At 42.5% G+C, this 19,568-nt stretch carries 22 protein-coding genes and 2 pseudogenes; 5 read left to right on the top strand and 19 right to left on the bottom strand.

What is annotated here, in order from left to right:
* Positions 1-26: 26 nt before the first annotated feature.
* The 13 genes from BLR76_RS05600 to BLR76_RS05655 all read right to left on the bottom strand — a co-directional run bounded on the left by BLR76_RS05600 (position 27) and on the right by BLR76_RS05655 (position 10,830).
* Positions 27-410, bottom strand: coding sequence for an iron chaperone (locus BLR76_RS05600; RefSeq protein ID WP_245683045.1), 384 nt, complete (start codon positions 408-410; stop codon positions 27-29).
* 81 nt (positions 411-491) lie between these two features.
* The gene (locus BLR76_RS05605; RefSeq protein ID WP_091266547.1) at positions 492-1,379 is read right to left on the bottom strand and encodes a VOC family protein; all 888 of its coding nucleotides are present in this window, start codon (positions 1,377-1,379) and stop codon (positions 492-494) included.
* Between the two features lie 250 nt (positions 1,380-1,629).
* A complete protein-coding gene (locus BLR76_RS05610; RefSeq protein WP_091266550.1) occupies positions 1,630-1,830 on the bottom strand; it encodes a cold-shock protein in 201 nt (66 codons plus the stop codon).
* Positions 1,831-2,031: 201 nt separating this feature from the next.
* Positions 2,032-2,883, bottom strand: coding sequence for an aldo/keto reductase (locus tag BLR76_RS05615; RefSeq protein ID WP_091266553.1), 852 nt, complete (start codon positions 2,881-2,883; stop codon positions 2,032-2,034).
* 121 nt (positions 2,884-3,004) lie between these two features.
* Positions 3,005-3,175, bottom strand: a complete 171-nt coding sequence (locus BLR76_RS11780) for a hypothetical protein (protein WP_176759623.1) — start codon at positions 3,173-3,175, stop codon at positions 3,005-3,007.
* A 214-nt stretch (positions 3,176-3,389) separates the two neighbouring features.
* Positions 3,390-3,821, bottom strand: a complete 432-nt coding sequence (locus BLR76_RS05620) for an SRPBCC domain-containing protein (RefSeq protein WP_091266556.1) — start codon at positions 3,819-3,821, stop codon at positions 3,390-3,392.
* Positions 3,822-4,263: 442 nt separating this feature from the next.
* Positions 4,264-5,274, bottom strand: a complete 1,011-nt coding sequence (locus BLR76_RS05625) for a tRNA dihydrouridine synthase (RefSeq protein WP_091266559.1) — start codon at positions 5,272-5,274, stop codon at positions 4,264-4,266.
* 336 nt (positions 5,275-5,610) lie between these two features.
* Positions 5,611-5,820: a hypothetical protein gene (locus tag BLR76_RS05630; RefSeq protein ID WP_091266562.1), complete on the bottom strand. Its 210-nt coding sequence runs from the start codon at positions 5,818-5,820 to the stop codon at positions 5,611-5,613.
* A gap of 159 nt (positions 5,821-5,979) precedes the next feature.
* The gene (locus BLR76_RS05635) at positions 5,980-7,293 is read right to left on the bottom strand and encodes an SH3 domain-containing protein (RefSeq protein WP_091266564.1); all 1,314 of its coding nucleotides are present in this window, start codon (positions 7,291-7,293) and stop codon (positions 5,980-5,982) included.
* A 33-nt stretch (positions 7,294-7,326) separates the two neighbouring features.
* Positions 7,327-8,298: a Gfo/Idh/MocA family protein gene (locus tag BLR76_RS05640; RefSeq protein ID WP_091266567.1), complete on the bottom strand. Its 972-nt coding sequence runs from the start codon at positions 8,296-8,298 to the stop codon at positions 7,327-7,329.
* A 116-nt stretch (positions 8,299-8,414) separates the two neighbouring features.
* Entirely contained in the window at positions 8,415-9,290 is an 876-nt protein-coding gene (locus BLR76_RS05645; RefSeq protein WP_218121404.1) for a DUF6671 family protein, read from the bottom strand.
* Positions 9,291-9,463: 173 nt separating this feature from the next.
* Positions 9,464-10,222 (bottom strand): ThiF family adenylyltransferase, encoded by a 759-nt coding sequence (locus BLR76_RS05650; protein ID WP_091266570.1) that lies wholly within the window; start codon positions 10,220-10,222, stop codon positions 9,464-9,466.
* Positions 10,219-10,830 carry an N-acyl amino acid synthase FeeM domain-containing protein gene (locus tag BLR76_RS05655; protein WP_091266571.1) on the bottom strand — a complete coding sequence of 204 codons (612 nt, stop codon included), beginning with the start codon at positions 10,828-10,830 and terminating at the stop codon, positions 10,219-10,221. Before BLR76_RS05655 ends, BLR76_RS05650 begins: the two co-directional genes overlap by 4 nt.
* A 173-nt stretch (positions 10,831-11,003) precedes the next feature.
* On the opposite strand from BLR76_RS05655, the gene BLR76_RS05660 reads away from it, so the two are divergent.
* Positions 11,004-12,218, top strand: coding sequence for an HD-GYP domain-containing protein (locus BLR76_RS05660; protein WP_091266574.1), 1,215 nt, complete (start codon positions 11,004-11,006; stop codon positions 12,216-12,218).
* 78 nt (positions 12,219-12,296) lie between these two features.
* Here the strand turns inward: BLR76_RS05660 and BLR76_RS05665 are convergent, their stop codons facing one another.
* The 4 genes from BLR76_RS05665 to BLR76_RS12005 form a co-directional block, all read right to left on the bottom strand.
* Positions 12,297-12,836, bottom strand: a complete 540-nt coding sequence (locus BLR76_RS05665; RefSeq protein WP_091266577.1) for a flavodoxin family protein — start codon at positions 12,834-12,836, stop codon at positions 12,297-12,299.
* A gap of 61 nt (positions 12,837-12,897) precedes the next feature.
* The gene (locus BLR76_RS05670; RefSeq protein WP_218121405.1) at positions 12,898-13,293 is read right to left on the bottom strand and encodes an AIM24 family protein; all 396 of its coding nucleotides are present in this window, start codon (positions 13,291-13,293) and stop codon (positions 12,898-12,900) included.
* A gap of 223 nt (positions 13,294-13,516) precedes the next feature.
* Positions 13,517-14,350, bottom strand: coding sequence for an exodeoxyribonuclease III (locus tag BLR76_RS05675; protein WP_091266582.1), 834 nt, complete (start codon positions 14,348-14,350; stop codon positions 13,517-13,519).
* A gap of 369 nt (positions 14,351-14,719) precedes the next feature.
* Entirely contained in the window at positions 14,720-14,890 is a 171-nt protein-coding gene (locus BLR76_RS12005; protein WP_218121406.1) for a hypothetical protein, read from the bottom strand.
* Positions 14,891-14,944: 54 nt separating this feature from the next.
* Here BLR76_RS12005 and BLR76_RS12195 point away from each other — a divergent pair, with 54 nt between their 5' ends.
* A complete protein-coding gene (locus BLR76_RS12195) occupies positions 14,945-15,331 on the top strand; it encodes a hypothetical protein (protein ID WP_176759624.1) in 387 nt (128 codons plus the stop codon).
* Between the two features lie 9 nt (positions 15,332-15,340).
* Here the strand turns inward: BLR76_RS12195 and BLR76_RS12470 are convergent.
* Together BLR76_RS12470 and BLR76_RS05690 are read right to left on the bottom strand one after the other, a co-directional pair.
* Positions 15,341-15,649 (bottom strand): annotated as a pseudogene (locus BLR76_RS12470) (AraC family ligand binding domain-containing protein); the annotation flags it as partial.
* 39 nt (positions 15,650-15,688) lie between these two features.
* Positions 15,689-16,108 (bottom strand): DUF1801 domain-containing protein, encoded by a 420-nt coding sequence (locus BLR76_RS05690; RefSeq protein WP_091266585.1) that lies wholly within the window; start codon positions 16,106-16,108, stop codon positions 15,689-15,691.
* 264 nt (positions 16,109-16,372) lie between these two features.
* Between BLR76_RS05690 and BLR76_RS05695 the strand changes: the two genes are divergently transcribed.
* From BLR76_RS05695 to BLR76_RS05705, 3 genes and pseudogenes are all read left to right on the top strand, one after another.
* Positions 16,373-18,394: a right-handed parallel beta-helix repeat-containing protein gene (locus tag BLR76_RS05695; RefSeq protein WP_091266587.1), complete on the top strand. Its 2,022-nt coding sequence runs from the start codon at positions 16,373-16,375 to the stop codon at positions 18,392-18,394.
* Between the two features lie 136 nt (positions 18,395-18,530).
* On the top strand, positions 18,531-18,971 hold the full coding sequence (locus tag BLR76_RS05700) for a phosphatase PAP2 family protein (RefSeq protein ID WP_091266590.1): 441 nt from the start codon (positions 18,531-18,533) through the stop codon (positions 18,969-18,971).
* Positions 18,972-19,288: 317 nt separating this feature from the next.
* Positions 19,289-19,568: pseudogene (locus BLR76_RS05705) on the top strand (transposase); the annotation flags it as partial.

Below are 19,568 nucleotides of genomic sequence, written 5' to 3' on the forward strand. Positions count from 1 at the left end.
ATGGATAAACAGATGATGAAATTAAATCACTTATCTTGCAGCTCATCGATCATGTGTTTTCTGTAAGTGATCATGTCCAAAATGAGCTGTTCAGGTAAAGGCTGATTCAGTGGAAACTGTACAGAACCCTTACCTGTTTTCAGACCTTTCAAATCAGCGGAAAAATGACTGATCACTGAAGGATGAGGATAGAAGCCGATGTGGGATCTATAGCCTGCCATCATTATCTGTTTATCTCTTTTTCCTCCCTCGACCAAGGCGTAAGAAGGAAGATTGTAGTTCCACACTTCAATAGCTTCTGGAACAGCCTGATACACTAGGTCTCGTATTCTAAGCAGTCTTATCCTGACTTTTTCCGGCTGACTATTTATATATTCTCTCACATTTGATTCCATATCCTGATCAGGCATGCTATCCATCCTGTATCTCAGATACCAATGTTCTAGAATTAGCTTATATTGTGTAATCTAGTTCATCTGCTGACTCCCCCCTTAACTGGTCTCTTCATGCCAGACTTTTTCCAATAGAGCGGAGTCGATTTTCTTCATTTTCAAAAAGGCCTCAGTGACACGCTGGATCTGCCCTTTTGTCCCAGTCGATAAAAGATCATCCATATTGTCGGGGAGGACTTGCCAGGAGACACCGAACCGGTCCTTAAGCCAGCCACATTCCTCCGCCTGAGGATGAGCCGATAAGTTATTCCAGTAGTAATCAATCTCCTTCTGATCTTTACATAAAATCATAAACGACAAGGCTTCATTGAAAGTGAATTCTTCTTCCATTGGATCATCCATCGCATTGAAGCTCTGGTTGTTCAGGCGAAATCCAGAAAACATCAGCTTCGCTTTCTTATTGTCAGCTTCTCCTTCTTTATAGTAGAGCATATCTTCTATTTCAGAATCCGGAAAGATTGACGTATAATACATCACTGCCTCTTCACCTTTTCCGGACTGGCGATGAGCAAAGAGAAGGTGAGGAACGATTTTCTCCTTAAACGGTTCTTCTGCAAATGCAATCTGCCACGTCAGACCAAAACGATCCTTAAGCCACCCATAATATTTATTGAATGGATACGTATCAAGAGGCATCAATACCTCCCCTTCAGATATCAGTGCGTTCCAGAGAAGATTAACTTCTTCCTCATCCCGGCAAAGAATCATAAGGGACACTGCAGGAGTAAAGGTGAATAACGGTCCATCACTAATTGCTGCAAAAGTCTGCCCGGCAAGATCAAAAGTAAATGACTCTACGCTTCCAGAGGGAGTTCCTTCCAGTACATACCTGTTGACTACTTTCGAGTTACTGATCAGACTTGTATAGAAATCGACAGCTTCTCCGGCATTGTCATCAAACCAGAGATGTGGAACAATCGTTACCACTCGAACCACTCCTTTTCCTTAAAGAAATCAGCCATTTAACACCATGAAATATCTATTTTTCGTATACCAGTATACCATATACAGTCTTAATCCTTGCTCTGAACGCTCTCTGACCATTGATAGACCTGGCTTGAGTTGAGAAGTATATCCCCTGCCATTCAATTTCATATATGGTTTTAAAAGAAAGCAAAAAAAAAGACAAGGTCAGGACTCATCGTCCTGCCTTGCCTTCATCTATTGGTTTAGGTTATTAAGCCTTAGTAACGTTTGCTGCTTGAAGTCCGCGGTTGCCTTCTTCAATGTCAAAGTTTACTGCTTGGCCTTCATCTAAAGATTTGAATCCTTCTTCTTGGATAGCTGAGAAGTGTACGAATACATCGTCTGCTCCGTCACGTTCGATAAATCCAAACCCTTTTTCTGCGTTAAACCATTTTACTGTACCTGTTTCCATAATAAAATTCCTCCTCGTGCCTTTAGCACTTTATATTTACATGATTGCTTAAGGACCAATTCGGAATGCATTACACAGTTCGTAAAATGTCTCTTACAATATGTTATACATAGTATAGCACATGAATGAAATAAAACCAAATCTTTTTTAAAAAGACTTATTTTAGACTTAATTAAAAAATATTACGCAAAATAAAAACTATTATCTTTCCTGAAAATCTTCTGGTGTGCTTAATTCATCGAAAGTCAATCCATCAAAATAAGTCATTTCTTCGTCAGTCAGTTCAAAATCAAAGATATCAGCATTAGATTTAATCCGTTCTGCATGTACAGATTTAGTCAAGGTAACAAAGCCATGCTGGACACTCCATCTCAATAAAAGCTGAGCAATGGATTTGCCGTACTTGTCAGTCATTTCTTGAACAGTAGTATCTTCGCCTAAATATTTCATAGGAGAAAGGGGTGACCATCCTTCGATGACAATGTCGTTTTCACGGTTCAACTCAACGGTTTCTTTCTGAAGAACGCCTGGGTGCAGACGAATCTGATTGACCATCGGCTTGATTCGGGAATTTTCCAGAATATTGTTTAAATGAGGGACAGCAAAATTACTGACACCGATCGCTTTAAGTTTCCCTTCATCATACAAGTCTTCCAGCGCACGCCATGTGTCAATATTATCCTGTTTCCAGTCTCCACCGTTATTTTTTACAACCGGCCAGTGAATAAGAAAGAGGTCCAGGTAGTCAAGATCAAGTTTTTCCAGTGATTCTTCTATTGTCTTACGGGCACTGTCGTAGCCGTGATTCATATTGTTGAGTTTGCTGGTAACAAACATCTCTTCACGCGGGATGCCGCATTCCTTGATTCCTTTACCGACATATTCCTCATTCTGGTACATCTGAGCTGTATCGATATGACGATAGCCTACTTTAACTGCGTTCTTTACTCCATCGACAGCTTCCTGAGGATCGGTCACTTGCCATGTCCCATATCCTAGAATGGGGATCTTCACACCATTTGATAAGGTGTATGTATCGCTTAAACTTGTCATACTTTTTCCTCCCGATAATTAAATTGACAAGGCCTCTCTGACCCTGAAACTATTTGAGCTGACTCAGAAGCGAAGCACTTCCAGTCGTCAATTAGGATCATCTCTTAATCAGATAATGGTCTCAGCTAATTATAAAGATCCCAATCAGACCAGCAAGAGCTATGACCATCACTACCATGATGATGCCATTAACCACTCGTTCCTGACCGGTAGCATCTTCTGTAGCTGTCAATCTGCGATAAACAGTAATGACAACGGCTATGATAAACGCCAGACTCAGAAAAAAACCCATATTATCGTCTCCTCTTCAAGTCAGTTACCTGTTTAGTATACGCCTACTATGCTTTCGATTCCAGTCTGGCGCTTACATTTTGTAAGACTTTTTTCTCTTGTGTCGCAGGCCTCTTACCTTTCCTTTTCGCTTAAAAAGACACCCGTTAATAGTCGGGTGTCATCTGTTGTCTATCATAATATAAATTGAATGTCCTTGTTCATGTATACTGATTTTAGAAAGTGGTTTCCGTATACCTTTTAAAGTTTTCGAGAATCGCCTGCCATCCTTTTTTCTGTTCTTCTATTGAATACTGGTCGTCCGCTTCAAAATCCTCAATGATTTCCGTTCCATCCTCCAGTTCATTAAACTGGACCTCAACTTTTCTTCCGTCATCCAGGGTAAAAGCCAGCAACTGATATGGGCGAATAAGCGTATAGGTACCGGCAAAGTCAAATCCGAGGGTGCCGTCTTTTGATTCCATACGTGAGAGGAATCGCTCCCCTTCCGCCAGATCATTTAAAGAATACAATGTATGCCAGTCATCCGATGCCTGATTCCATCTTTCGATATGTTCAGGTCTTGTCCAGGATTCCCAGACATCTTCTACACTAGCGTCCACCTTTATTTTGTTTGTAATTCTAGTGTGTTTCTCTGTTTGTCCCATCAGTCTATTTCCCCCTTATATTTATCCGTCAGTTCATCACTGAACGGACCAGACTGTCTAGAGAACTGTCTTTCATAATCAAATAGTATCAGAATATTTGAAAAGTTCAATGCATAGGTCGTTTATTCATACAAATAACTAAATTATGGTTTGCCAGTCATTAGAATGGCATAAATTTACAGTAGTGCTGCTCGACTATGTGACTCTTACGACCGTTTTTTGCTTCTTATGTGTCATATCCTGTTTTATGGTCCATTCGCCAATTAATATAGGTGCCTAATGGACCATATAATATTATTTGGCATGTTCGACCAGACTTATTTCCATCGAATAGACAATAACTTGCTTTATGGTCCATTAACCTTCCCCCAGTCTGACTGTCGTTTGATTCATCTGCTCTTGATTATAAAAAAGACTTTGCCTTTTCAGCAAAGTCTCTCTGTTATGCATGGTTTTCTACGGGCCGGTCACTTTCTTCAGCTTCAAAGCTCTTGAGTCTGTCTTCAAATTCATCTAGCAGCACTCTTACTTCATCTGTCGTGACTGTTTCCATCAGCTGCTGTCTCAGTTCACTGGCTCCTCGCATCCCTCGGACATAAATCTTGAAGATTCGACGGAGCGGTTTGAACGCTCGTCCTGCTTCCACACCGTAAGTGTCGAATAAATCGAGATGCAATCTGAGCAGATCCAGCATTTCTTCACTGCTGTGTTCTCTGGCTTCTTTTTCAAAAGCGAACGGATTCTTGAACACGCCTCGCCCAATCATGATCCCGTCAACGCCTGTTTCTTCAATCAGCTTTAGGCCCATCTCGCGATCCATGATATCTCCATTAATCGTCAGCAGAGTATCCGGTGCGATTTCGTCCCGCATTTTTTTGATTTCAGGAATCAGTTCCCAATGCGCATCATATTTGCTCATCTCTTTTTTTGTGCGAAGGTGGATCGACAGATTCACGATATCCTGTCTCAGCAGATGAGCGATCCATTCGCGCCATTCATCGAGTCTGCTGTAGCCTAAACGTGTTTTCACACTGACCGGCAGCCCCCCTGCTTTTGCCGCTTCAATCAGTTCTGCAGCCACTTCGGGACGCTGAATCAGTCCGCTGCCTTTGCCTTTTCCAGCTACGTTTGGAACAGGACAGCCCATATTGATATCGATCCCGGCAAATCCTGCTTCAGCCATGCCGATACTCATTTCACGAAAATACTTGGGTTCGTCTCCCCAAATATGAGCGACCAGAGGCTGTTCATCCTCAGTGAATGTCAGTCTTCCTCTTACACTGTCACGGCCATCCGGATGACAGTAGCTCACAGAGTTCGTGAACTCTGTAAAGAAGACATCCGGTCGTCCGGCTTCAGCGATGACATGCCTGAATACGACATCTGTGACGTCTTCCATTGGCGCCAGAATAAAAAAGGGTTTAGGTAAGTTTTTCCAGAAATTCTCTTTCATATTAAATCCTCTCACTTTAAACATAGATTATCGATCATTCTTTTTGTATACAGTATGTTTAATACTATCTGTTTTATCTAACCTTATCTATTTTAACGATTACAGCTCATTTGTCAAATTCCACTTACGTTTTGATAGTTCTCCAGTTTAAAGTGTGAAGAAAACGTGTCTGTTTTCAGGTGTGATCACATGCGTGAGAGGAGTACAAACTAATGCGCTCATTCATTCATCTATAAATGTCCGGTCTTGAAGCAGTAAAGAAAAAAGTCTTTCCTTTTGAACGAAAAAAACACTGACTCCATTATAAATGAAATCAGTGCTTATAAAATGATCGATTTAGCGGGAGGCTTTGGGTGGCTGGCAGACCTCACATTTGCGCTGCCCGTTATTCTTAAACTTTGTAAATGTCTTTTCAAATGTATTGCCACATCCGCACCTAAATGACAGTTTCTGTGAAAACCCACGGTATTCTGTAGTCAGCAGTGTACTTTCAGAATTGTTGTTTACGTATTTTCTAATCTCATTAATAGTCCATCGTTTATTCATTACCTTACACCTCCATAGAGTAACGACCAGCTGAGACTTTTAAATGCATCCCTTAATAAGTTCAGTCGTCAGATTCCTGATGCATTATACCATGGAGAATGGATGATTGATAGATGCTATCCACGTTCAGGTGTGAATCCTTTTATACATCTCCTAATTCTACTGATAAATGATCAGACCTGGCTGTGGATCAAGATCCAGAACCTCTTCAGGTGTCATTAGCGGATTGTCATAGTGGACGCCTGGCTGATCAGAGAAATGATACCAGAGTTTAAATCCTTTGTATGGAACCTCGCTGGCTTCGGTAACTTTTTCGTGTGTCGCTCGTTTGCCTTCAGGTGCCCCCCATCCGGAAGTATTGTGGACCAGAAGGACCGGATCATAATCCGCTGATATATCTTCGACATCGACAATCATTTTTTCAACAAACTGATGGAAGACAAACTGTCTCGTTCCCTGAATCTCATGCGTTTCAATGTATTCCTGCATTCTTTCCTGCACGTCATTCAGTTCAGATCCAGTAATGTATCCCACTTCCTGCATCGGACGTTCCGTCCGCCACTCCGGGTCGAGTGCCAGATGGACATTCGGATACCTCAAGAATGACAGGATTTCATTAATGGAATACGTCGGATGGTTGCGTCCCATCTGATGATCGATATAAACCAGGACGCCTCGCTGATATGCCGCTTCGATATAGGACATGACCAGATCGTAATTCATCTTATGAACGACGCCTCCAGGCTGAACCGTACCGTAGACAAGATAGATGGCAGGTACCGCCCCTTTGTCTTCATCAGCATCATCATAGGCCTGAGTCGTTTCTTCAAGCAGATCGATCAGATCTTCAAAAGAATGACGCCCGACGATGCCCATAATTTCTGAATTAGGGTGGCCATAATAAGCAACCACTCGATTGTCTTCGAACAAGGTCGGCGAGGTGAAGAATTCATTCATCTCTTCATCATCAAAATCGGTCGACATATGCAGCTCATTCAGATCACTGACCGTATATTCTGCAGAAACCCATCCCTCATTCACATCCGGATTATGATGAGCAATCTGGTACCAGGTCACGTCGCCGTTTTCCACTTCCTCCAGCACACGCACTTCATTTCCTTTAGACAGGCTTCCACGTGATTCGCTGTCCTCACTGCTGTCTGCTCTGACACTCAGACGGTCAGCACTGATGTATACCAAATCTTCCTGGAGTCCAAAAATAGATGCTGTCTCCTCTTCCTCTGCTTCTTCTGACTCGTCTTCTTCTGTATCTGCAGACTCTTCCGATTCCGCATCTTCCTGTTCATCGTCAGTGTCTGCATCATTCTGTTCGTCAGTTTCCTCAGGTTCGTTCTCCTGAATCTCATTTGCGTCTTCCTGGTTTACATCCTCCTGGTCCTGCTCACATCCCGATAAAGCGATCGTTGATGCCAGTAACAGTGATAATGCTGCTAAGTACGGCTTTTTTGACATGGTCCCACCCTTTCCAACTATCCGGTCTCCTGATTAATTCCCCGTCTTTTCCTGCGGATACACGAGCCCCATCTGTCTGCGGCATTCGTCCAGCAGACTCATGACTTCGACTGTACTGTGCGCCGGTATCTTTTCGCCTTCTTTTCTGCCTGAACGGATTTCTTCAGCAACGTTTGAGAATTGCTTTCCATAGAGCAGCTCGTCCGTTTCAAATCGCTCTTCTCCATCGTCTGTCTTCAGCACAGCTTCCTTTGCCATATGGAATTTAGGAACAGTAATCGAGCCTTTCGTTCCGGTCACCTCAAAGAAGTGTCCGCCCTCTTCTGCCATCGAGACATGCATGGTCGCTTTAAATCCAGGGTAATGGAAGGTGATATCTTCCGAATGATCGACCTCATGCATATCTGCTTCGCAGTCGATTCGATCTGGTTTTCCAAACAGTTCGTAGGCATATCTGACATTGTACACGCCCAGATCCATTAAGGCTCCACCCAACATGGATGCAGTCGTCAGTCTGGGATTATCTGTCAGTTTGAGTAAAGGCACGGCGAACGCACTATCTGAGGACACGATGTCTCCAATAGCTCCCGCGTCCACCCATTCTTTGACTTTCAAGGCAGTATCATTGTGCCAGGTCCACATGGCTTCTGAAACATATACTCCTTTTTCAGCTGCGTAATCAAGCAGCTCCTTTGTATCCTTTGCATTGAAGGTAAATGGCTTTTCACACAGTACCGGCTTCCCGAGGTCGATCGCCAGTTTAGTGTAATAGGCGTGCTGATCACCATTGACGTTAACATACACGCCTTCGACACCATCGGCCATAATCGCCTCTTCGGCTGTGTCATAAACTGTTCCTCCAAAGTCTTTTACAAAACCCTCGGCTTTCTCCTTTGTTCTGTTCCATGCTGCTACAATTTTATTGTCATCTGTCTGTACAAGTTCGCTGGCCGTAGTTCTGGCAATGCCCCCACAGCCGATGTAAGCCCATCCAAATTTACTCATGTCTGTCGCCTCCGATATATAGGTGTCGCGTACTCTTTACTTCTATTATATTTTGAGGGCATCTTCTTTAAACCACCTGGTTTTAAAGAAGATACCTCAATTATCTATCAAGCTGTTTAAGGATTGCAGTAACTGCATTGACCTGGATCAGCTTGTTCTATTCCTTCTGGATAAAGTTGTTCTTCATTATATCCACACTTTGTGCATTCATACTTCAGCGAGAGGGTAAGTCCTGTAGGCTGTCTGCACCATTCGCATGGGAGTCCTTTTTTGCTGCTGACTGCTTTGTATCCTGGCCATTCACATGCAGGACAAGAGGAAAGTATGTTTTTTACCAGATCTCGTGCAGCTGCTTCAATGTTTTTCATACGCTTGGGGTTATACATTGCTCTTACATCTGTTTCGATGAATATCGTCCCATCCGATGACTTAGTCAATGCCTTATGCACAGCTTCCTTCAGCAAGTCCGTGGAGATGATGCCTTTTGTCATCTCGTCCGGGTCAATGGACTGTTCCTTTACTTTTACTACGATTCCAGTATCTGGAAATTCAACTGATTCAGCAAAGCTGCAGGCTTCTTCAAAGCTCGAAATTACTTTATGTTTAAAATAGGTATGTGTCGTAATTGCTGTTCCAATGATTTCCAAATTCTGATCTTTATCTAACAGCATTACAACTTCACGGTTGCACGGCAGAAAAGGAATCATCGGGTGCGGGCCAAAAGATCCTTCACTCGACACAGCCAGGGTGCATCCAGTTAATTCTATTGCAGCTTCAGCTTTAAGCCTGGCCGCTTCCAGCTGGTTTCCCGTTCGCTCTATTTCTCCAGTAAAGGTTCCGTAACGATCAGAGTCAAAGCCTTCCGGCACATGGATATGAATCCCCAGCTCACTCTCCATAACTGGAGCGATGACTTGTTCTTTTTTATGCATCGTTGCGAGAACAGCACTTCTGCCTTTGAATAAAGCAAACCCTTCTTCTTTCTTAACCACCGGTCATTCTCCTTCATTAACTTGTACATAAACAATTTGAACTGCTCTATATGAGTTGTTATTTAATTTCTTATATCATACCAGTATGAGGCAGGTTTTGCATCTAATTTCATGTCTATATAGTACTTTTACTAGCCATATTTCCGCTCAGCCTGATACAGGCTGACCAGGATTTATTCAAAACTGATCTGAAAATAATCGGGAACAAAATCAGGTGTCTGCCTGTCCAGTAGATGCAGAATCAGTTTAGACACGAGAACACCTGGACCGAGCGCCTGTCCAACACTAATCGTCGGGATGGACCGGTTTTCAATCCATTGAGTTATCTTCTCTTCAGTAGCATATTCTGGTAAATTCTGGCTGTACTGGGAAGCCGGAAAAGTTTTCCCCTTCAGATCATCAATAGAGGTATGTTCAGGTATTCCTGTATACTCTTCAATCGTCATGCCATCTGGTGAAAAGGTCAGAACTGATGTACCAAAGCCTAACGCAACAGCTGTAGTGATGAACAGTTTATTTTTCCTTGCTGCACGATGAAGGGCGACCGCTTCCGGAAAGGCGAAATAATCGATCGCATCGATAACATAATCTGCTCCATCTATGAAGGTTGCTGCATTTTCCTCTGTCACTCCTTCGTAATAACACTCGATTTCAATATCAGGGTTGATAGTCAGTAAATGATCTCTGAGCGCTTCCGCTTTTCTCTGGCCCACAGTCAGATGGGTGGATGCACACTGGCGATTTATATTTGATACATCAAACACATCGGGATCAGCCAATTTTAATTTACCCACACCCATACGTGTCAGCAGCTCTGCAGAAAATCCACCTATACATCCACATCCAGCAATAACAATCGTTGAGTTATGCAGCTTATTAATTTCTTCTTCTGACATAATTCCCAAGTTTCTAGTAAATTGTTCTTTGATCATATGTTTGACCCCTCCATTAAGTTATCTTCATTCTCCATAAAATAATCGTATAACTTACGTCTCTTTTCTTTAAGTGTATCCAGACATTGCTCCAGGTTCAGAACACATGGAATCGTTTTTGATCCAAGATAGACATTCGGGTCCCCAATGACTTCAAAAGGAAACTTGAAAATCCGGTGCATATACCTGTAAACTCGTTCATCAATACAACATACCCAGTGAGTAAGTCCGTTAGATAATGAGTAATTCAGAACAGTCCGGATCAGTCCAAGACCGACATCATGCTTAGGCATCTTGGTAAATGCGCTGATTTCTGCATATTTTGTTCTTTCAAGACCGGCTATTTTCATTTTATCAATATCATATATAGTAAAATGCTTCATCGTCGGAAGGTCATCTAAAGGGCTGAAGATAAGTCTTGTCACACCAACGACTTCCTCCATGTCAGGTGTCTGGACAATAAAGTAAGTCGACGCATCTATGTACGGGTCGTCCTCATCCTGTCTGAGAAAACCGACTTCCTGGTAACGCTGATGATGCAGTTCGATAGCCTTGCTGCGCATATATCCTTCTGCCTGGCAGTAATGATAGGCTTCATTTTGATCCATAGCTTCACTCTCCCTTTATTATGTAGGTTACTTTATATTAAACGTCATTTTCAGCTTAAATGATAGTCTTTTATGTGAACAACTCGCTGATTGTATAGTTATTCATTTGCAAAAGTGATAAACTCTTACAGGAACATATATATTATAAATATAAGGATTTGGAATGATATAATATGAATAAACTCTCATCTGAAAAAGAGCAGCTGCTTCAAAAACTAATTCTTGATTATGACCGGACATTGAACATACAGATACTGAGAGTCTGTTCGATATATATTCTGCTCAGTCTCAGCTGGAATTTAATTTTTCAATGGCTGAATGTCCCCTTTTCAAGAGCTGACATTACTGTACTTCTGATATGCTTTGCAGTACTGGCAATTATCCAGATCATACTAAAATACGTTACAATCTCGGAGAAATTAAAGACACATGCCGTTCTCCTCTTTGTGGTCTTCGTTATTATCAGCCTGTACTATGGGTCAGGTTACAGTGAATCCTGGAGCTATTTTCTTCTGATTCCTATTGTAACGAGCTTATATGGTAATCGTCTGTTGTCGATCTTTTATTCAATCATGGGTTTCGTCAGTTTGTTTATTGTGATTACAACTTTACCAATCAGTACTTACTACGTATCTGATGGCATAGACATCTCCAATAGTCTTCTTCTCTATGTGATTGTTGCTACATTCAGCTATCTGCTCATCAATAAGTTAAATATGCTGTACAATAAGCAGGTCAATACTGTCGTCGATTCTCTTGAAACAACCCTGGAACAAGTCGTGAACAGTTTTGTCGTCGCGATGGAAGCTAAGGATCACTATACCTTCGGCCACAGCGAACGCGTCAGTAAGTATGCGGTGGCTTTAGCGGGCCAGCTCCCTGACTACCAGGATGAGCATCAGCTGAAAACAATCCGTTTAATTGGTTTAGTACATGATATTGGTAAAATCAGTATTCCCGAGGATATTCTGACCAAGTCCACACCTCTAACTAAAACGGAATTTGACATCATCAAGACCCATTCTGCTTTAGGAGCACAAATGATCGAGAAAGTCGAAGGCCTGAAGAGTCTGAAAAGCGGTGTACTGTATCATCATGAAAGATGGGATGGAAAAGGTTACCCTACAGGCAAAAAGGGGACTGACATTCCGATCGAAGCACGTATACTTGCAGTAGCGGATTCTTTTGATGCAATTACTTCGACACGTCCTTACCGGAGTGAACGGACCTTTGATGAAGCGATGACTGAAATAGAGTCTGGAATCGGCACTCATTATGATCCTGGTTTTGCTGATGCCATCAGAGCAGTTAAAGCTGAATTTAAAGAAATTTATTCAGATACACATGATCAGCTCGATGAATTTGAAAAGCTGACTGATTTTCTATAAAAAAATACTCATGAGCAGGAATCAGTAGACTGACCTTCTCATGAGTATTTATTTTAGCTTCTTTTTTAGCCTGGAGAATCAGGCGCCTGTCCTTTTCTGGACATCTTTAATCAGGGGGCGAATGTAATCCGGACTGGAATGATCATAGGATTCGCTCAAGGCCTGGATGGTTCCTATGTCTGTTTCTGATTTGCCTTTTCTTTTCTCAATAATGAACCTGTACAATTTCATCACGGCTCTTGACCAGCCCATCATATCTTCAAAGTTCAATCCACTCTCAAAATAGAAGAAAGGTACCGAACGCCCTTCTGACAAATGAAAACTGCTGGCAATGATTTCACTGACAGTCTGTTCGTCATATGGTGCTCCTCCAGTTGCAAAATATACGACCGGTCCGGTCCACCCGGATTTCTTCAATTTATAATGGAATGATTTCAGCTTACGCATGCGCCCTCCCCGTACACCTGATCCGAAAACGATCAGATCAGCATGCAAAAACTCTTCAGCCGTCACTTCTTCTAGAATCAGACAGCCACTGCCGAGTTCCTGACTGATCCATTTTGCATACTGTTTTGTCATCCCTGTTTCAGATGTGTAGATTATGACGATTTCAGCCATTGGTTCCTTTCCCTCCTTCTTTGTATTGAAGCTGGATTGGACTTCTGTACTCTTGTAAAAATCAATTACTAGCTGGAACGAAGGGAATAATCTTCTCAGCCAAGTTACTGATCGGCATGGTCTGAAGCATAACTTTTCCTGGTCCGGAAAGTTTGACAAGAAAAGCCCCTTCTCCTCCGAACATCATATTTTTCAGGCCCTTGACGGTTTCAATTGAATAGCTGACCGTTTCGTCAAACATGAAGACATGCCCCTGGTCGACGAGCATCGATTCTCCACTACGAAGGTCATACTCGACAAGTGAACCGTCTGCTTCTAAAAACAAGTCGCCATAATCACTAAATTTCTGCAGGATGAATCCTTCACCTCCAATTAGACCAGCTGAAAACCGTTTGGTAAAGACTACTTCAAAATCGATTTGTTCAGACGACGCTATTATAGTCCTAACTAAGGGCAAAGACAATCACTTGCTCAGCTTTTAACAGAATAAATTCAGTAATGATACATTCATCTTTAAGTGATTTTATAGTCTGTTAAAAGTACTGTTTTTTCTCTGAATGAACCATATATGTATTTATGGTTCATTCGCCACCAATTAAAAAATAAAGTAAAAGACCTTATCCGGATGATAATCGGTCTTTTACTTTAACTAATAAGCTCAAATTGCATAAAACCAACGTTTACTTGTCTAAGTCGATTTCCAGTAACAATGGGGTATGGTCCTGTCGTGTACCTGAGTCAATAATGTCAGATTTCAGTACTTTGTCAGCCAGTCTGTCGCTGACCAGCCAGTAATCGATTCTCCATCCTGAGTTATTGACTTTACTTGTTTTCACACGCTGATTCCACCATGAGTACTGACCAGTGACATCTCCATGAATATAACGGAAAGTATCTGTGAAGCCTTTATCCAGCAACCTTGTAAAGCCTTCACGCTCCTCGTCAGTAAAGCCTGCGGATCGACGGTTGTTGTTTGGGTGAGCCAGATCGATTTCTTTGTGAGCCACGTTGAAGTCACCAGTTGCGATAACGGCTTTCTTCTCATCCAGTCCAGCTAAGTAATCTGCATATTTTTTATCCCATTCCTGACGCTCTTCTAGGCGAACCAGATTGGATCCGGCATTCGGTGTATATACTTGAGTCAGGTAAAAAGTGTCAAATTCAAGCGTGATCATGCGCCCTTCTACATCCATAGTATCTGGTGCACCGATTTCAGGATAGGTTACGACTGGGTTCAGATTATTCTTATATAAAAACATGGTTCCTGCGTAACTCTTACGTGCTGGCTCTTGAGAGACACGCCATACGTAAGTATAATCCGGGAACAAGTCTTTCAGCAGCTGATCATGCTTTTTAGAAGGGCCCGTTCTTGGCAGTTTGGTTTCCTGAATTGCCAGAACATCGGGGTCTAGATCGATGATTGTCTTCATGACTTCACGAGATAATAGTGCCCGTGCAGAATCGCTCGTAAGTGTTGCATTTAATGAATCGATATTCCAAGTAATTAATTTCACTGTTATTCTCCTTTTATACTGTGATTAGTATTTCTTATTCAATACTAACATGATTTTGAAAAGAGAACGATTATTATTTATCTTTGATGGTCCGATAAATGACCCCTAGCGTTCGATACTGTTTTTTTTAAAATGAGGAAATGAGTAGACCTTAAAAGCCATATAGTCTGAACAGTCTGATATTATATCACTAAATGTCTTCTGTAATCGCAACTTTTCAGCTTATTATTCATCTCATTTCCGGGTGTTTTTTCACTTACCCAAAAAGAGCAGAGTCGCTGTTCAGCTTCCACTGCTCTTTCCGGCAATAGCTTTAAGGGCGATCACTGCCATTTTTATTTTATCTGTTTTCTTAACAGGTATCCAGATTCAGGAAACCATTCTAAATAGATTTTCCCCACACACCCTGAGAAGTGTGTCTGGAGACGTTTCGATGGCTTCAAATACTGCCAAGATCCCCACAGCTATATCTAAAACTGCATAGTTCTGATCTTTCGATTGAGTGATGGTAACCTCAATGTAATGACCAAGGTGTCTCATTGCTTTCATTCTACCATCTGAAAAATTAGTTGATGCACTAATTATTCCCCTCTGATGATCGGCTGCGATATCCGTGAGGCGAATGAAACTACCCAGAATATTTTACTTAACAAAGTTCTCTTGGCAATCAATCAGGATGTGGAAGGCAGAGGCGCTTACCGTATTAAGCCGGAGCCTCAGTGGTTCCATGATGATGATGTCTTTATTCAAGTAAAAGTCCTGTCAGATGGTGATCTGGCAATCGGCTTCTTTAACTTGAGTGACGCGCAGCGTGAGATTTCCCTTCAGTTCTGGGATCTGGGTCTGCCCTATGCGTCAGCTTATTCCCTTGATCTTTACGACTGCTGGGATCACAAGCCAATAGGTCAATTCAAAGAACGATATAATCCAGTAGTTCCCGCTCATGACTGTCTGGTCGTCAGAGCAAAGGTCGTCCGCTGACAGCCTCGTCAGGTCAAGTATGTGAGCAACCTCTTCTCCTGTAAATTCTACCCAGACATACTCCCATGGATCATTGGGATCTGGATAATAGTAAATTTCAGTGTAAGGATAAATCAGGAAGCTCTGACCTGCTTGTAATTCGTACTCTCCGGAGCGAGTCTTATATATGCCCTTCCCTTTTATGATGTAATGCATAGCATAAATATCCCGGACACCCGGTCCCCATTCATGCCTGTTTAAGGGCTTGTGTCCGCTGGAGACATAATTCAGTTGTCTTGATAGTCTTGACAGTCCATTGTTTTCAGATGCATTAAACATGTTTTTTCTGCTTTCTGTCGGATCCTATTTTTTTAAAACTTATTCAGGATACAGCTTCTGATACGTGTCCACTGTTTTTCTGATCAGCTCTTTCAGGATCGACTGATCTACATCATCAAGTTTATTGATATAGACACAAGCCTTTCCCGTTTTATGCTTGCCGAATGATGCCAGCAGCTGATTCCTTTCTGGGCTGTCATACATCAGATACAGACTGATTTTTCCCTTTCTGGGAGAAAATGCAACAAGCGGTGCATCCCCTTCATGACCGGAGGCGTATCGATAGTGATACTTTCCGAATCCGATGATGCTTGGACCCCAAAGTTTCGGCTCGAATCCCGTCTCTTCCTGAAAAATCTCTATCAGGCGGTAAGCATCTGCTTTTTTTGCCTCGCTCTCAACTGTTTCTAAAAATGTTCTGACACTATTGTCGGTCTCTTTGGTTTTTGCATCGTACATCTCGTCTCACCCTTTCAGTTTTATAAGCTGCTTTTGTTATTCTTTTATGTCTATTATAATCCGTCTGACTCATTAATTCTAATCTGTTTTAAAGCCAATAATCTTCTCATTCACTCAACTATCTTAATTACTAGTGTTGTTATGCAAGCGATTGCATTTTTCTCTTCACTATGAAAGCCAATACATTGTATACTAGTTAAGTACCCTATAATTGTCTAATGACTCTGTCGATCACAATCATGACAGAATACGAGGAGGAACCAAATGAATTATCATGTATCAATTAATGGAAGTGATCAGGCTATAGGAACAGCTGACCAGCCTTTCCGTACCATTTCTCAAGCTGCAGCCCTGGCCATGCCTGGTGATACCGTTACCGTCCATGCAGGCGTGTACCGTGAATGGGTCAATCCCGCAAATGGTGGAACCGTCGATCATCGAATCATCTACAAAGCAGCTGGAGATGGCGAAGTCGTCATTACTGGAGCAGAGCGCATGACAGACTGGACAGACGAAGGTGATCAGGTCTGGAGTACAGTGGTCCCTAACAGCCTGTTTTCCGCAAGACACCCTTTTAAAGAAGAACTAAGTGGCGACTGGCTTTTTGACGGCGCTTTTACGGCTCATCTCGGTGAAGTATACCTCGACGGTCAGTCGCTTTATGAATGTGAGAAAGTAGAGCACGTACATAAGCCTGAAGTCTGGTCGGAAGCCAAGTACTCAGAAGCTTCTCTGCTCAAATGGACAGCTGAGGTCGATTCTAAAACGACTAAGATCTGGGCTAATTTTGGTGGGAAAGATCCGCGCGATGAAAATGTCGAAATCAGCGTGCGTCCGCACTGTTTCTGGCCGGAAAAACCGGGTCTTGATTATATAACGGTCAGCGGATTCACTCTGTGTCAGGCCTCTCCTCAGTGGGCAGCGCCAACTGAATTTCAGGAAGGTCTGATCGGAACACACTGGAGTAAAGGATGGATCATCGAAAACAACGTGATCAGCGAGTCCAAGAACGTCGGGATCAGTCTTGGCACTGCCATCGGGACTGGGCACACTAGAGACGGTGACAATCACAGTAAAGGTGGGACCCAGCGTGAACAGGAAGTAATTCTGAGAGCATTGCGATCCGGATGGGATAAGGACCGTGTCGGTAGTCATATTGTCCGCAACAATGTGATTCATGACTGTGAACAGGCTGGAATTGTCGGCCATATGGGTGCAGCCTTCAGCAGCATCTATCAAAATAAAATCTACAATATCCACCACAAGCGTATCCGACACGGTGCTGAAGTAGGAGGCATCAAGCTTCATGCTGCTTTGGACACTCAAATCAGTGACAATAAGATATACAGTTCCTACCGTGGCCTTTGGCTTGACTGGCAAGCACAAGGAACTCGAATAAGCCGTAATCTGTTCTTCGACAATCTGTCAGAAGATTTATTTGTTGAAGTCTGTCATGGCCCATATTTAGTTGATCATAACCTGTTCCTGTCTCCGATGAATTTCAGAAACATGGCTCAAGGTGGTGCTTTTGTTCATAATTTGTTTGCCGGACAATTTGTCATTCAGTCCGAACTATCACGTACGACACCTTACCATTTCCCGCATGAGACAGCCATGGCTGGATATTCTAATATTAGTGGTGGAGATGACAGATTCTACAATAACCTTTTCTTAGGTAATGAAGAGACAAACAAAGAGCCTGTGCCTATCACCTTCTTTGAGCATCTTCCGCTTAAAGAAAGAGAAGAAACAGAGGGCAGTGGTGCTGTAATGGATGGTGTACCTGAAGATTCAATCTGCTACCTGCATCCAGTCGGGCTAGGCGGATACAACGACCATCCCGATGCAAAAGACAAGCCGTGGTGGCAGTACACTAAAGAGGAAATGGCTGAACTTGGAGATGCCGCAAATGATATCCTGGTCGGTAATGCTGTGCTCCCTGTCGCTATGGGAGGAAACGTATACCTGAACAACGCTGTTTCTAGCAGCCACGATCCTCATGCTCCTTCTTCTGAACAGAAAGGAATCGATATCTCAATCGATCAGAATGAAGGTAAAGTAAGCGTCGAAGTAAACGATCCAGACTTGCTTCGTGCTGCTTCTTCCATGGTGACTACAAGCGATCTTCTCGGAAAAGCTTATCATGCCGATATGACTTTCGAACAGCCTGACGGATCACCGTATCGCTTCGATTCGGACTTTTTCGGACACCGGAGGCCTGATGCTGGACTGACAGCCGGTCCATTTGAACTGGAAAAGAAAGCTTCTGCAGAATTTGATGTTTAAATAGTTTTTTAAAGAATCATACAGCACATTTGTCTGGTTCTTTTTTTATTAATACAATAAGATTATTGACTTCCACTCCACTAGAACGATTGATTATGCTATTATGTAATAAATTATATGCTAGGATGGTCATGATATGTATGCAAAAGTAATTAACCTTTCCAATCGACTCATTACCTATCCGGTGTATGCCATCTACCCTGTCATCATCATGGTACTATTATTCTCAGGTGACTCCAGATTCTGGCGCGTGCTGCTGGGCCCACTTATCTCCTTTGTACTGGTGAGCCTGTTACGACGCTTTATCGATGCCCCCCGACCCTATGAAGTTACTGGCAAGGCACCTATTCTAAATAAAGATACTAAAGGCCAATCGTTTCCTAGTCGCCATGTCTTTTCAATTTTCGTGATCGCCTCCACCCTCTATTTTATATCCCGTCCACTAGGAGTCTTTCTCATGCTGATCGGATGCGTGCTGGCCGTCCTGCGTGTTATTGGCGGCGTCCATTATCCGAGAGATGTGATTGCTGGGGCAATTATCGGGATATTGTCCGGTATGTTGGGATTTCTTCTCTAGTTTAGATAATTAACTGAGTAGTTTTATACAAGTATAACTCACATAGAGAATCAAAATGGAGGTGCACTTACTTATTTTAAGTACATGCACCCCCATTTTAATACTATCTAAGTGAACTGGTCTAAGGCAGACTGAACTTCCTTTCCAGCTAAGTGTGACTGACTTATCGAAAGCAGAACCTAGTTGAGCCAATTTCATAATTATTTGTCGTGTTTAACACCTGATAAATCAACTTTTTTAAAACATAGAAAAAAGGACCCCCCCATATGGCACAATTAGGTTGTCGACTAAGACACGTACTCCAGGAGGGATTCCTTATGTCCATTATACAACAACCCACTTTATTTGACATTGATTTTTTAGAAAAACTTGACGTTCAGGAGAAATACCAAGAAATTCTCTCCCCACTTGAGTGGGGAAAAGTATTAGCTCTATTCGAAAAAGAATCTCGTGTGGGTCCACCCGTCAAATTGAACTATCAAGCGCTCCTCCGTTCCTTGATGGTGCGTATCCATGAGAACATTCCGACACAAAAAGCACTGATTGCACGTTTGAAAAGCGACCTTCGCTTGAAATTGAGTGTGGGATTTCTCTACT

It is taken from the genome of Alkalibacterium thalassium (genome assembly GCF_900101165.1).
GTDB classification, from domain to species: domain Bacteria; phylum Bacillota; class Bacilli; order Lactobacillales; family Carnobacteriaceae_A; genus Alkalibacterium; species Alkalibacterium indicireducens.